This is a genomic window from Streptococcus sinensis, assembly GCF_000767835.1.
GTDB lineage: Bacteria > Bacillota > Bacilli > Lactobacillales > Streptococcaceae > Streptococcus > Streptococcus sinensis.
In genome coordinates, this window is record NZ_JPEN01000116.1 from 1 (window position 1) to 13,318 (window position 13,318).

Here is a 13,318-nt window from a genome sequence, read left to right on the forward strand (position 1 = left end):
ATAAAATAATTAAGAAAGGGTTTATACTGGCGGAAGCTACCCGCTAATATAAATATAAGGTTTTATCATGATTTGGTATATATGGATCTTGATTGGTTTGCTTGTAGTGACAAATGGACTGTTTGTGTATCAATTGTTTAAGTTGGTTGAATTAGACGCTTCCATTCGTGGAATGAAATACCCGAAATTTTGGGCTTTCTTAACAGCCGGCGGACAACGGGGCGAAGGTTTAATTCTCTATCTCTTGAAGCGGAGCAAGGCTATTTTTTCCATGACAGCTGAAGAAAAAGAAGAACTAGAAATCAGAAGAAATCGTCTGCTCTATTTACTGGGTTTAATCTTAATCTTTGCAATTTTCCTCTTTAGCAGTGTCATTGTCAGATTTTAATGGAAATTTCATTGACTTAGGAAAATAGAATCGCTCGCAAGGGCAATTCTATTTTTTGAGATTAGTAACATTGGTGTTCTGATAGTCTTGAGAAATTAGTTGAGTTTGAGTAGAAAAATAGAGCTTTTAGGGGACAGGCTATTTTAGAAGAGTATCTTTTGCAAATTTATGGGTTATATTTGTTTTAAATACTACAGATTCCTGTTTTGCAGAAGTTCTGGCGGTTTCCTGCTGTGGGCAATGAATATTATTTTTGCATTCTAAACCGATATTTGGTATAATAGATTACTGTCTTGGGGTCGTTACGGATTCGACAGGCATTATGAGGCATGTTTTGCGACTCATCTAGCGGATGTAAAACGCCAGTTAAATATAACTGCAAAAAATAACAATTCTTACGCTTTAGCTGCCTAAAAAACAGCCAGCGTGACCTGATTCGGATTGCTTGTGTCTGATGACCGGTCTTATTATGAGCAAGCTACGGTAAAATTAAGTCTAGGGATTTTACAAGAGATTGATAGACTCGCTTAGCTTGGGCTTGAGCCATGTGTCAAAGTTAGGTTAAATTAAGACATGGCCTATGGTCGTAGACAAATGTGTTGGCAGGTGTTTGGACGTGGGTTCGACTCCCACCGGCTCCATTGGGATATGTAAAAGAGGTTTTGATATATGAGCTTTTTTGAAAAAATTTTTGGTAAAAACCAAGAAAACCAGCTACAAACTGAGGAAGCTCCCGTTGTTTTAGAGGAAGTTCCAAATGAATGGGGCTCTTTTTCAACTCTTATCGATGACCAAGTAGCTAGTATCCGTTTGAATCTTGCCTTGGCTCAAGTAGCTCCCTATGCTCAGTATTCTTATGCCATGCGTTTGAAAATCGCCTTGCTGGATGTGGAATCTGAAACAAAATTTCCGACAAATGATGAATTTCTGAAGCTAAATACAATTGAAGATGAGCTGTCAGAGGCCTTATTTAACATTTCTGGAATCTATGTAGGAACTGTTATTACGGATGGACACATTGAATATTACTATTATTTAAGAGATAAGCAGAGCCATGTTGCTGCTATTTCTCGTGTGATGAAGGAGTTTCCTGATTATCAATATAGTTCGGCAACCTTGGTAGATCCTGAGTGGAATCAATATTTTGAATTTCTTTATCCAAATGAATATGAATATCAGACAATTCTGAATCAGCGCATCTGGTATGAATTAGAAAAAAGTGGCGATCATCATGATCAAATCCGTGAAATAAACCATTGGATTTGTTGCACATCTGAGGAGACGCAGGCAGAATTGATGCTAGAAGTTGAAAAGCTAGCCTATACTCTTGTTTCAATAGATAAATTACAGGATTCTACAAGACCCTATCGGATTCAGATTTCTCGTTTGGATGATACTGAGTTATCCCATCTCAATCAAAACGTTTGGGAATTAGTAGAAATTTCAAAAAAATATGGTGGAAAGTATAGCGGCTGGAGCTGTAATGTGGTATAATGGATAAAGTTTTGGGAAAGCTCGTCTTTCTCTTTTGTGGAAGATTACTCAAGAGGCTTAAGAGGCTGTGTTGGAAACGCAGTAGGCGTGTAAAAGCGTGCGTGGGTTCGAATCCCATGTCTTCCGTTTGATTTCAAGAAACGCCGTAGGGCGTTTTTTTGATAGAAGGGCAACGGAAGATTGTCCATTTGAGGATTTGAGTCAAAGATTTACAGGCCAGTAAAATGTTTTGCTAGTAGAGATTGGCTCCTTTAGCTGATGAGTTTGAATTTAATATGTCTCAAGCTGTTCCTTTTGCAGAGCTAAGAACAGCGTTCGCAGGGACTTTTAGCTCAGTCAAGGGACAAGTCTGAAGCCAAACATCTTGCTTTAAATGCGGAAAACAGAGCGCAAGTGGATGTTTTTGCAGGCTGGACTGTCAGCAGGTACATAAGACAAGGGGGTGCCAGGTATTCCTGAGCACTAGCATAAGCTGTATTATGCAGCCTTGCCTTTATCCTAGATCCAGACGGAAATAATGTAGAGGCAGTTTGTCATGCTAAAGAGTAGATGGATTCGTTTCCATCTTTTTTATTTAGGAAAAACCTTGAAATATTTCTGAAAAGGAGTAAACTGTACATAGAAAGTTTTGGAGGTTCTGCATGAAGTTATATGTTCAGTTAATGATTATTTTCTCGATTTCCATCATTGGAGAGGGGATATCAAGTTTCTTCCATCTTCCTATTCCTGGCAGTATTATCGGACTGATTTTGCTTTTTCTTGCTCTGCAATTTAAGCTGCTGCGGCTCCGCCATGTCAGTATGGTTGGCAACTTTCTGTTAGCCAATATGACCATTCTTTTTCTACCTCCGGCTGTAGGGATTATGGATAAGTTTCATGTGATTGCCCCTTATCTGCTGCCGATTATCTTGATTATTCTCGGAGCTATTGTCTTAAATGTGGCCGTCATTGCCCTCGTCGTACAATTTATCAAGCATCGTTTTGAAGGTGATTATGAGGAAGGAGGGATGGATCATGTCTAGTTTATGGAGTAACCCGTTATTTGGATTGGCCCTGTCCATTTTTGCCTACCTCATTGGGATGTTGATTTTTCGTAGATTTCCTCATCCTTTGACAACACCTCTCCTTTTAGCAGCGATTTTGGTTATCGCTTTCTTGAAATTAACAGGTATTTCCTATAAGGACTATTATGTCGGCGGAGCTTATTTAAACAACTTAATTGTCCCGTCAACGGTTGCTTTGGGGATTCCGCTTTACAAAACCTTCCATCTGATGAAGCATCATGCTCGCAGTATCCTGCTAGGAACTTTTGTGGCTGTGGTGGTCAATACGACTTTTACGGCTCTGCTTGCGAAATTCTTTGGGATGGACTTCTTTTTAGCAATTTCTCTATTTCCAAAATCTGTCACAACAGCGATGGCAGTAGGCATTACTGATAAAATGCAGGGCTTGACAACTGTCACCTTGGTGGTGGTTGTGGCGACAGGTATTTTGACAAGTGTCATGGGACCGACTATTCTTAAACTGCTAAAGATTAAGGATCCAGTAGCGATTGGCCTAGCTCTAGGGGGGACGGGCCACGCAGTTGGTACTGGAACAGCTTTTAAATATGGGCAAGTTGCAGGAGCTATGGCCGGCCTTGCAATCGGAGTGACAGGAATTATGTATGTGATTGTCAGTCCAATCGTCGCAGCCATCATTTTAAAATAAGAAAAAAACATGGAGCAGTCTTTCTTGTGAAATCTTGCTTCATGTTTTTCATTTTATCTTAGTTCATGGCTGCTAGTAGGGCATCTGCTTGGGCAGACAGCTCATCAAGCTTGTCTTCTGCGATAGTCAGTTGACCAGTTCCCCAAGCTTCTGGATTGATACCGACACCAGTAAATTGGTCAACTACATTCATGCGAATAAATGGAAGGAGGCTGCGGTAGTGTTTGAAGACTTCATCAGGTGAAGTGCCATTAGCAACGGATGAAACGGTCACAAGCTTGGCATTGAGGGCAGAAGGGCCGGTTGGGTCTGACAAATCAAGAGCGCGTGAAGTCCAGTCGAGCAAGTTTTTCACAACGCCTGGGATAGCCCAGTTGTAGACAGGTGAGAAGATCCAGATAGCATCGGCTGCAAGGATTTCTTCACGAACCTTAGCAACGGCTGCTGGTGCTGGGACTTCGAGGTCTTGGTTAAAGAATGGAACATCCTTGTAGTCCAGATAGGAAACCTCAGCCGTACCAGCCAGAGCCTTTTCTGCTTGTGCTGCCAACTGATGATTGAATGAACCTTGACGAAGTGAGCCGATAATAAATAATACTTTAGACATAGATGAGTCTCCTTGTAAATGATGCAAATCAAGAGGATGAACTCTTGTTACAATCTATGTTACAACAAATATCACTAGTTAGCAATAATTTAGCTCAACTTTTTGAACGTTTTCAAAATCCGCACTAAATCTTCTTTGTCGTTTTGGGAGAGGAGGGCAGTCATGTGGCGGATATTGGCGATGTGCTCTGGCAGGACCTTCTCGATTTTCTTCTGGCCCTGTTCGCTTAGTTGGATGAGAAAGGAGCGGCGGTCATTGGGGTCGCAGCTGCGGCTAATCCAGCCATCTCTTTCCATGTTTTTGATGACGACCGTCATATTGCCCGAAGTGGCTAACATGAGGTCAATTAAATCTTGAATCCGCAATTCTCCTTTACTATATAAGGTTTCCAAAACGGAAAATTGGGTCGGAGTCAAGTTGTGTTTTTTAAAAATTTGAGCTTCGATATTACGGATGGTTCGCTCAGCCTTGTGGAGGACAATGATCGTTTTAAGGTCAAACAGGGTTTCTTGATCTAGGTTTTCAGTTATTTTCATAGGCTCATTTTATCAATAAGGAGTAATAAATGCAAATGTGATAAAAGTCCTAGAAAAATCAGGCTATTTGTAGTATAATGATTCAGTGAAACATAAAATTAAAGAAAAGGCTGAATTTCCTATTCGGCAGTATGCTATCGGGCTTTTTCTTGTCCTAACGGCGCTTGTTTTTTCATTTTTTACAGTTTTGCATCTTGCTATGGAACCGCGGCGGTCTGCGATGGAGGGATCTATAAAAGTCGCTAAGGAATATGCGGACTTGGAAACGCTAACTAGTTTTTCTATTTACAATGGCAAAGAGTCCTACTATAGCTTGATTGGAAAAAATAGTAAAAAAGTGGAAGAAGCCGTTCTGATTTCCCAAAATTCTAACAAAATTTATGTGTATCAATTGCAAGATGGGATGAGTCAGGCGGAGGCGGAGCAGCTGGCCAAGGATAATGGAGCGACCTCTATTGATAAGACCACTTTTGGTTTCTTAGACGGCCAGCCTGTTTGGGAAATTAAGTCTGGAACCAGCTATTACAATATCGGATTTGAGAGCAAAAGTTTGCTCAGCAAGGAGGGACTATGAAACTATCCAATCGTGTTTTAAATATGGAAGAAAGTGTGACATTGGCAGCAGCCGCACGGGCTAAAGCTTTAAAGGCTGAAGGCAGGGACATCCTTTCTTTGACCTTGGGAGAGCCAGATTTTCCGACGCCTAAGAATATCCAGCAAGCAGCGATTGCAGCGATTGAAGATGGTAGAGCGAGTTTTTATACGGTCGCAAGCGGTCTTCCTGAGCTGAAAGCAGCAATTGTAAAGTATTTTGCCAAATACTATGGCTATGAGATTCAGCCAAATCAAGTGACAGTGGCAACGGGCGCTAAATTCTCCCTCTACACTTTCTTTATGAGTGTGATTGATCCAGGTGATGAAGTCATCATTCCAACGCCCTATTGGGTCAGCTATGCCGATCAGATTTTGATGGCTGAAGGACAGCCTGTTTTTGCTCAAGCGACAGAGGAAACTAACTTTAAGGTGACGGTGTCACAGCTGGAAGCGGTCCGTACTGATAAGACTAAGGTCTTAGTTCTTAACACGCCCTCCAATCCGACTGGTATGATTTATACAGCTGAGGAGCTGTTAGCTATTGGAAATTGGGCTGTAGCGCATGATATTCTGATTTTGGCAGACGATATTTATGGCCGCTTGGTCTATAATGGCAATAAATTTACGCCGATTTCTAGTCTGTCAGAGGAGATCCGCAAGCAAACAGTCGTTATCAACGGTGTTTCTAAAAGCTACTCTATGACGGGTTGGCGGATTGGTTATGCTGTAGGTGATCCAGAGATTATTTCAGCGATGAGCAAGGTTGCAGGGCAAACGACTTCTAATCCGACAGCAGTAGCTCAATATGCAGCTATTGAAGCCTTGACGGGCAGTCAGGATACGGTCGAAAATATGAGATTGGCCTTTGAAGAACGCCTGAATACCATTTACCCCTTGCTGGCTCAAGTGCCTGGCTTTGAAGTAGTTAAGCCTCAGGGAGCCTTCTATCTTTTCCCAAATGTTAAAAAAGCGATGGAAATGAAAGGCTATACCGATGTGACAGCTTTTATCACAGCGATTTTAGAAGAAGTAGGTGTGGCTCTAGTGACAGGGGCTGGTTTTGGTGCTCCAGAAAATGTCCGTCTTAGCTATGCGACTGACATGGATACCCTAAAAGAAGCGGTTCGCCGCCTTAAGGCCTTCATGGAGGGGTAAAAAATGATCGATCATTTTACCCTTAAGGTAAAGAATTTAGAAGTTTCTAAAGCTTTCTATCAAGCCACTTTAACTCCTTTAAATTATCACCTTCAATTTGATACGGGGCAGGTCGTTAGTTTCACAGAACCGCGAGATGTGGATCCAGGTGGTGATTTTTGGTTAAATGTTGGTCAACAAGAGCCGATGCATTTTGCCTTTAGTGCCCAGAATGAAAAGGAAGTGGAAGCCTTCTATCAAGCAGCTTTGGCAGCCGGTGGCAAGGACAATGGTGCTCCAGGTGAGCGCAGTCAGTATCATCCAGGTTATTACGCTGCCTACATCATTGACCCAGATGGAAATAATATCGAGGCAGTCTGCCATAAAGAATAAAAATAGAAAAGAGAGAACACGTGTCGAAAAAGTATGTAACGATTATTGATGTAAAAAATCATGTTGGTGAAGAAGTAACGATAGGTGCTTGGGTAGCCAACAAGTCAGGAAAAGGGAAAATTGCTTTCTTGCAGTTGCGCGACGGTTCTGCCTTTTTCCAAGGTGTAGCCTTCAAGCCTAACTTCATTGAAAAATTTGGTGAAGAAGAAGGATTGGAAAAGTTTGATATTATCAAACGCTTGAGCCAAGAAACTTCTGTCTATGTGACAGGGATTGTCAAGGAAGACGAGCGCTCAAAATTTGGCTACGAGCTGGACATTACAGATATCGAAATCATCGGTGAGTCAAATGACTATCCAATCACGCCCAAAGAACATGGAACGGACTTCCTCATGGACAACCGTCACTTGTGGCTGCGTTCTCGTAAGCAAGTTGCCATGATGCAAATCCGCAATGCCATTATCTACGCTACCTATGAATTCTTTGACAAGAATGGCTTTATGAAGTTTGACAGCCCAATCTTGTCAGGAAATGCAGCAGAAGACTCAACTGAACTCTTTGAAACAGACTACTTCGGAACTCCAGCATACTTGAGTCAGTCAGGTCAGCTTTATCTGGAAGCAGGTGCCATGGCTCTTGGTCGTGTCTTTGACTTCGGGCCTGTATTCCGTGCCGAAAAATCAAAAACCCGTCGTCATTTGACTGAGTTCTGGATGATGGATGCAGAGTATTCATACTTGACACATGATGAGTCGCTTGACTTGCAAGAAGCTTATGTTAAAGCCTTGATCCAAGGTGTTCTTGACCGTGCTCCTCAAGCTTTGGAAACACTGGAACGTGATGTAGAACTTTTGAAACGCTATATTGATGAGCCTTTCAAGCGTGTTAGCTATGATGAAGCGATTGACCTCTTGCAAGCCCATGAAAATGATGAGGATGCTGACTATGAGCATCTGGAACATGGAGATGACTTCGGTTCACCGCATGAAACATGGATTTCAAACCACTTTGGTGTACCAACCTTTGTCGTGAATTATCCAGCAACTATCAAAGCCTTCTACATGAAACCAGTTCCTGGAAATCCAGACCGTGTCCTTTGTGCGGACCTACTGGCACCAGAAGGCTATGGCGAAATCATCGGTGGTTCTATGCGTGAGGAAGACTACGATGCTCTTGTTGCTAAAATGAATGACCTTGGTATGGATACGACAGAATATGAATTCTACCTTGATCTTCGTAAGTATGGAACAGTTCCGCACGGCGGCTTCGGTATCGGTATCGAGCGCATGGTAACTTTTGTAGCAGGGACCAAGCATATCCGTGAAGCTATTCCATTCCCACGTATGCTGCACCGTATTAAACCGTAAAACGAATCAAACGCCCATGTGGCGTTTTTTCAAAGCACTAGAAAGAAGAGGTGGAGGTCATGTAAACAGCGGATTAACAAGTGACAAATGATAGAAATTAGAAAACACTTGTTAAAGGAGAAAATATGTTTAAAAGAAGTTATCGGAAAAATATCGGCCTGATGGCTGGCGTTGAATTTTTTGCCTTTCTAGGCATTACTAGTTTTTGGATTTTATTTCTAAGTCAAAATGGTATGTCCCTCTGGCAGATTGGGCTTTTGGAAAGTATTTTTCATGCGACTAGCGTCATTTGTGAAATTCCTTCTGGGATGTTGGCGGATCGATTTTCCTACAAGACTAATCTTTATCTGAGCCGGATAGCTGGGATTGTGTCTTCTGTTCTCATGTTGGCGGGGCAGGGGAACTTTTGGGTTTATGCACTGGCTATGGTGATTAGTGCTTGGTCCTATAATTTTGATTCGGGGACAAGTGCGGCCATGGTTTATGATTCTTCTGTAGAGGCTGGACTCAAGGAACGTTACCTGTCCATCTCCAGTTTTATGTCTGGAGTGGCTGAAGCGACCCGGTCTTTGGGAACGGTCTGGGCTGGATTTTTTGTCCATGGACAATTGCATCTGACCTACTATATCATGATTGGCACCTCTATCATCGTTCTTTTCTTGACTTGGATGTTGAAGGAGCCGAGTGTCAAAGCAGAAAAAGCTGAGCGTTTGACAATGAAAAAGATTATCTGGGCTGTCAAAGAGGAATTGCAGAGAAATCCTAGCCTTTTTATCTGGATGATTCTATCCCAAATCATCGGAACCCTCATGTGCATGTTTTATTTTTATTATCAGAATCAGCTGCCTGATTTGAAAGGTTGGCAGATCTCGGCAGTTATGCTGCTTGGCAGTGCTTTGAATATCTTGGCGGTCTATCTGGCGAGTGTGATTGGAAAGAAGTATTCTGCCCTAAAACTCTTTCCTTCAGTGGTCCTTCTAACTGGAGCAAGCTATCTGCTGTCCTATTTTGGTACGCCAATCATCTATATCTTGGTTTATCTAATCAGCAACGCTTTGTACGCTCTCTTCCAGCCGATTTTTGACAATGATTTGCAAAAGCAGCTGCCAAGTGAGGTACGGGCGACCATGCTCAGTGTCTACTCTATGATGTTCAGCCTGAGTATGATTGTCATCTTCCCTGTGACAGGCTGGTTGATTGATTACTTTGGCTTTGACTGGACTTTTATAGTTTTAGGCGGCTTCTTATTAGCAACGACACCATTTTTGCATATGGGTCTAAAGAAAATAAGCCAGAACTTACAAGAAGTCTAAGATTAATGTTCTCTTTCTGCTGGTCAGAAGGAGAATATTTTTTACCCTTTAAAAATTATGGTAAAATAAATACAGTTTAATGGAGAAGTAGGCAGTATGAAAGATTTATTGAAATATTTCAAGGGCTATATCAGGGAGTCTTTGCTAGGCCCCTTGTTCAAGCTTTTGGAGGCCAGTTTTGAACTGTTGGTTCCGATTTTGATTGCGGGGATTGTGGATGAGACTATTCCTAGACGGGACAGCTCCCATCTCTACTGGATGGTTTTTCTTTTGATGGGCTTGGCTGCGCTGGGCGTGGTGGTAGCAGTGGTGGCCCAATATTATTCGTCAAAGGCAGCAGTGGGCTTCACCCGTCAGATGACGAGTGATCTCTATCAAAAGATTCTGCGCTTGCCCAAGGCCAGTCGGGATGAGTTGACGACCTCAAGCTTGGTGACTCGGCTGACGAGCGACACCTATCAGATTCAGACGGGCATCAATCAATTTCTTCGTCTCTTTCTGCGGGCGCCTATCATCGTTTTTGGCTCCATCATCATGGCCTTTACTATCAGTCCGGACATTACCTTGTGGTTCTTGCTCATGGTGGCAATTTTAACGGCTATTATCGTTTTCATGTCTCGTCTGATAAATCCCCTCTATGCCAAAATTCGTCAGCTAACTGACCAGCTGGTCAATCTGACGCGTGAGCAGCTGCAGGGCATGCGGGTTATACGAGCTTTCGGTCAGACCCAGCGCGAGGTTCAGAGTTTTCGCAATCGCAACGAGCTCTATAAAACCTGGCAAATCAGGACGGGGGCTCTAGCTAGTCTGATTAGTCCTCTAACCTTTCTCACAGTCAATGGTACCCTGATTGCTGTGATTTGGCAGGGGAATGCTTTTATAGGCAAGGGATTGTTGACCCAGGGGATGCTAGTGGCCTTGGTCAATTATTTATTGCAAATTTTGGTGGAATTGCTCAAGCTTGCGATGCTGGTCAACTCGCTCAATCAAAGCTATATCAGTGCAGGCCGCATTAGTCAGGTCTTCGAGCAAGCAGAAGAAGATGTCCTGCAGGAATTAGTGCAGGAAACAGCTTTGCCGCATCAAGCCATCAAAGTCCAGCAAGTCAGCTTTTCTTATCCAAATGCAGCTAGTCCAGCCCTGACAGGTCTGACTTTTGATTTGAAAAGAGGTCAGACTTTGGGGGTTATTGGCGGGACAGGCTCAGGTAAGTCTACCCTAGTCCAGCTGCTGGCTCACCTCTATCCTGTGGCTACCGGTCAGTTGACCATCTTTTCCCAAGGACGCAGTCCGAAAAATCTGAAAGAATGGCGGTCTTGGATCAGTCTGGTGCCTCAGAAGGCGGAGCTTTTTCAAGGAACTGTTCGCTCCAATCTGACTTTAGGACTGTCAACCAAGCCAACAGACGCAGACTTGTGGCAGGCTTTAGAGATTGCTCAGGCGGCGGAGTTTGTCTCTCAGAAGGAAGGTGGCTTGGATGCTACTGTAGAGGCCTTTGGCCGGAATTTTTCTGGCGGTCAGCGTCAGCGTTTAACCATTGCCAGAGCTGTCTTGCGGAGGGCACCTTTCTTGGTTTTAGATGATGCGACCTCAGCTCTGGACTATTTGACAGAGGCTAGACTCTTGCAGGCTATTAAGAATGAATTGACTCAGACCAGTCTGGTCTTGATCTCTCAGCGGACCAATAGCTTGCGCTCAGCGGATCAAATTTTAGTCCTAGATAAGGGAGAACAGGTGGCTCTTGGTCGCCATGAGGAACTCTTAGCTAGCTCTGCTATTTACCGAGAAATCCATAACTCACAGCATAGTCAAGGAGAGGAGGGAAAGCATGAAGCATAAGACATCACCTAGCAGCTTGAGACGTTTGACTCGAGATTTGCTGCAGGCGCGCTGGCTCTTTCTTCTAGCTAGTCTGGGAACGGTGGCTCAAGTGGCTCTGACTGTTCTTCTTCCAGTTTTAATCGGGAATGCGGTTGATAGCGTTCTTCTTCCTCAAGCGGAGCAGCATGTGATGCCGATTTTAGGGCAGATGCTGTTGGTCATCTTAGCCAATACGCTGATTCAGTGGCTCAATCCCTTGCTCTATAATCAGCTGGTCTATCGCTATAGCCAGCAGCTTCGTCAAGGCGTCATCAAGAAAGTGCACCATTTGCCTTTGGCCTATCTGGATCGGCAGGGAACCGGCGACTTGGTTAGTCGGGTGACGACAGATTTGGAGCAACTCAGCAATGGCTTACTTATGATTTTTAATCAATTCTTTGTTGGTTTGTTGACAATTTTAGTGACCATCATTAGTATGGCCAGATTGGACTTTTTCCTCCTGCTTCTGGTCTTGCTTTTGACGCCCCTTTCTCTCTTCTTGGCTCGTTTTATAGCCAAAAAGAGTTTTAGCTTTTTCCAACGTCAGACGCAGGCGAGAGGAGCGCAGACCCAGCTGATTGAGGAAAGTCTGACCCAGGAGAGTTTGATTCAGGCTTTTAATGCTCAGGAGCAGTTTGATACAGCTTTTACTCGCAGCAATCAAATCTATGCGGACTATTCTCAGGCTGCTATTTTCTATTCTTCGACGGTTAATCCTTCAACTCGTTTTGTCAATGCCCTGATCTATGCTTTGATTGTGGGCTTTGGGGCTGTCCGAATCATTCAGGGAACAGGCTTTACGGTTGGGCAGCTGGTGACTTTCCTCAACTATGTCAACCAGTACACCAAGCCTTTCAATGATATATCATCAGTCATGTCGGAATTGCAGAGCGCTTTAGCTTGTGCGGAGCGGATATACAGCGTTTTGGACCAAGAAGAAATAGCAGAGTCAGGTCAGAAAATTCTTCAGTCTGAAGATGTAAAAGGACAGATTAGTTTTGAGCATGTGGCTTTTGGCTATGAGCCTGACAAAGAGCTGATTCAGGATTTGAATATAAGGATTCCAGCAGCTAGCAAGGTCGCCATTGTCGGGCCAACTGGTGCTGGCAAGTCAACCCTGATTAATCTCCTCATGCGTTTTTACAATGTTGATAGTGGTCTTATTTCGCTAGACGGTACTCCCATAACGCATTACACTAGAGCCTCTTATCGTCAGCAGTTTGGCATGGTACTGCAGGAGACTTGGCTTAAGACGGCGACCATTCATGACAACATAGCTTTTGGCCGGCCAGATGCCAGCCGAGAAGAGGTCATTGCAGCTGCCAAGGCGGCCAATGCTCATTTCTTTATCCAGCAACTGTCTCAGGGGTATGACACCTACCTGGCGGATGCAGGGGACTCCTTGTCTCAAGGTCAGCGGCAGCTTTTGACCATTGCGCGTGTCTTCCTTGCTGTTCCTAAAATTCTAATCTTGGATGAGGCGACATCCTCCATCGATACCCGGACAGAAATGTTGATTCAGGAGGCTTTCAGCAAGCTCATGGTGGGGCGTACTAGTTTTATCATCGCCCACCGCCTGTCCACTATTCAAAATGCTGACATCATCCTCGTTATGGTAGATGGCAATATCGTCGAACATGGTAATCATCAGGAGCTCATGGCAGCCAGAGGTGTTTATTACCAAATGCAGACGGCGCAAAGTACGATTGATAGTTGATTTTGAAAAATTCAATCAACCTTTTCAGATGAGGACTGTAAATAACTTTCAGATAGCTGATTTTTGTAAGATTTTTAAAGGCTATAAGATAATTTTTTTGTATAGGAAAGTAAGACGAATCATCAATAAGAATTAGAGAGTCAAATGAGGCTGGGACAAAAGTCCTAGCCTCTCAATTGTCTTTGGATTGTCGAGCAAGACGCAG

The 13,318-nt window shown here is 43.4% G+C and carries 13 protein-coding genes, 1 tRNA gene and 1 other RNA gene; 13 read left to right on the top strand and 2 right to left on the bottom strand.

Annotated elements, in window-relative coordinates; genetic code table 11:
- The first annotated feature begins 67 nt into the window (after positions 1-67).
- The 6 genes from SSIN_RS09920 to SSIN_RS09940 all read left to right on the top strand — a co-directional run bounded on the left by SSIN_RS09920 (position 68) and on the right by SSIN_RS09940 (position 3,592).
- The gene (locus SSIN_RS09920; protein WP_037618595.1) at positions 68-388 is read left to right on the top strand and encodes a hypothetical protein; all 321 of its coding nucleotides are present in this window, start codon (positions 68-70) and stop codon (positions 386-388) included.
- 295 nt (positions 389-683) lie between these two features.
- Positions 684-1,032: a transfer-messenger RNA gene (ssrA, locus tag SSIN_RS10405) on the top strand.
- Positions 1,033-1,057: 25 nt separating this feature from the next.
- On the top strand, positions 1,058-1,882 hold the full coding sequence (locus SSIN_RS09925; protein ID WP_037618596.1) for a DUF695 domain-containing protein: 825 nt from the start codon (positions 1,058-1,060) through the stop codon (positions 1,880-1,882).
- 38 nt (positions 1,883-1,920) lie between these two features.
- Positions 1,921-2,008 (top strand) — tRNA-Ser (locus SSIN_RS09930).
- A gap of 515 nt (positions 2,009-2,523) precedes the next feature.
- Complete coding sequence (locus SSIN_RS09935; RefSeq protein WP_037618598.1) at positions 2,524-2,904, top strand: CidA/LrgA family protein; 381 nt, start codon at positions 2,524-2,526, stop codon at positions 2,902-2,904.
- On the top strand, positions 2,897-3,592 hold the full coding sequence (locus SSIN_RS09940; RefSeq protein WP_037618600.1) for an LrgB family protein: 696 nt from the start codon (positions 2,897-2,899) through the stop codon (positions 3,590-3,592). Before SSIN_RS09935 ends, SSIN_RS09940 begins: the two co-directional genes overlap by 8 nt.
- A 58-nt stretch (positions 3,593-3,650) precedes the next feature.
- On the opposite strand, the gene SSIN_RS09945 is transcribed toward SSIN_RS09940, so the two are convergent.
- Positions 3,651-4,199 (bottom strand): NADPH-dependent FMN reductase, encoded by a 549-nt coding sequence (locus SSIN_RS09945; RefSeq protein ID WP_037618603.1) that lies wholly within the window; start codon positions 4,197-4,199, stop codon positions 3,651-3,653.
- Between the two features lie 89 nt (positions 4,200-4,288).
- Entirely contained in the window at positions 4,289-4,735 is a 447-nt protein-coding gene (locus SSIN_RS09950; RefSeq protein ID WP_037618605.1) for a MarR family winged helix-turn-helix transcriptional regulator, read from the bottom strand.
- Positions 4,736-4,820: 85 nt separating this feature from the next.
- Here SSIN_RS09950 and SSIN_RS09955 point away from each other — a divergent pair, with 85 nt between their 5' ends.
- From SSIN_RS09955 to SSIN_RS09985, 7 genes are all read left to right on the top strand, one after another.
- The gene (locus SSIN_RS09955) at positions 4,821-5,309 is read left to right on the top strand and encodes a cell wall elongation regulator TseB-like domain-containing protein (protein ID WP_037618608.1); all 489 of its coding nucleotides are present in this window, start codon (positions 4,821-4,823) and stop codon (positions 5,307-5,309) included.
- Positions 5,306-6,484, top strand: coding sequence for a pyridoxal phosphate-dependent aminotransferase (locus SSIN_RS09960; protein WP_037618611.1), 1,179 nt, complete (start codon positions 5,306-5,308; stop codon positions 6,482-6,484). Before SSIN_RS09955 ends, SSIN_RS09960 begins: the two co-directional genes overlap by 4 nt.
- A gap of 3 nt (positions 6,485-6,487) precedes the next feature.
- The gene (locus tag SSIN_RS09965; RefSeq protein WP_037618614.1) at positions 6,488-6,856 is read left to right on the top strand and encodes a VOC family protein; all 369 of its coding nucleotides are present in this window, start codon (positions 6,488-6,490) and stop codon (positions 6,854-6,856) included.
- Between the two features lie 20 nt (positions 6,857-6,876).
- On the top strand, positions 6,877-8,223 hold the full coding sequence (gene asnS / locus SSIN_RS09970; RefSeq protein ID WP_037618616.1) for an asparagine--tRNA ligase: 1,347 nt from the start codon (positions 6,877-6,879) through the stop codon (positions 8,221-8,223).
- A gap of 125 nt (positions 8,224-8,348) precedes the next feature.
- A complete protein-coding gene (locus tag SSIN_RS09975) occupies positions 8,349-9,536 on the top strand; it encodes an MFS transporter (protein WP_037618620.1) in 1,188 nt (395 codons plus the stop codon).
- A 96-nt stretch (positions 9,537-9,632) separates the two neighbouring features.
- On the top strand, positions 9,633-11,375 hold the full coding sequence (locus SSIN_RS09980; RefSeq protein WP_037618622.1) for an ABC transporter ATP-binding protein: 1,743 nt from the start codon (positions 9,633-9,635) through the stop codon (positions 11,373-11,375).
- Entirely contained in the window at positions 11,365-13,113 is a 1,749-nt protein-coding gene (locus SSIN_RS09985; protein ID WP_037618624.1) for an ABC transporter ATP-binding protein, read from the top strand. The genes SSIN_RS09980 and SSIN_RS09985 overlap by 11 nt, the downstream gene beginning before the upstream one ends.
- Positions 13,114-13,318: the final 205 nt, after the last annotated feature.

What these genes read in the sequence shown, in the direction of transcription:
- SSIN_RS09920 (WP_037618595.1), top strand. Translation starts at nt 68, where the DNA reads ATGATTTGGTATATATGGATCTTGATTGGTTTGCTTGTAGTGACAAAT.
- SSIN_RS09925 (WP_037618596.1), top strand. Translation starts at nt 1,058, where the DNA reads ATGAGCTTTTTTGAAAAAATTTTTGGTAAAAACCAAGAAAACCAGCTA.
- SSIN_RS09935 (WP_037618598.1), top strand. Translation starts at nt 2,524, where the DNA reads ATGAAGTTATATGTTCAGTTAATGATTATTTTCTCGATTTCCATCATT.
- SSIN_RS09940 (WP_037618600.1), top strand. Translation starts at nt 2,897, where the DNA reads ATGTCTAGTTTATGGAGTAACCCGTTATTTGGATTGGCCCTGTCCATT.
- SSIN_RS09945 (WP_037618603.1), bottom strand. Translation starts at nt 4,199, where the DNA reads ATGTCTAAAGTATTATTTATTATCGGCTCACTTCGTCAAGGTTCATTC.
- SSIN_RS09950 (WP_037618605.1), bottom strand. Translation starts at nt 4,735, where the DNA reads ATGAAAATAACTGAAAACCTAGATCAAGAAACCCTGTTTGACCTTAAA.
- SSIN_RS09960 (WP_037618611.1), top strand. Translation starts at nt 5,306, where the DNA reads ATGAAACTATCCAATCGTGTTTTAAATATGGAAGAAAGTGTGACATTG.
- SSIN_RS09965 (WP_037618614.1), top strand. Translation starts at nt 6,488, where the DNA reads ATGATCGATCATTTTACCCTTAAGGTAAAGAATTTAGAAGTTTCTAAA.
- SSIN_RS09975 (WP_037618620.1), top strand. Translation starts at nt 8,349, where the DNA reads ATGTTTAAAAGAAGTTATCGGAAAAATATCGGCCTGATGGCTGGCGTT.
- SSIN_RS09980 (WP_037618622.1), top strand. Translation starts at nt 9,633, where the DNA reads ATGAAAGATTTATTGAAATATTTCAAGGGCTATATCAGGGAGTCTTTG.
- SSIN_RS09985 (WP_037618624.1), top strand. Translation starts at nt 11,365, where the DNA reads ATGAAGCATAAGACATCACCTAGCAGCTTGAGACGTTTGACTCGAGAT.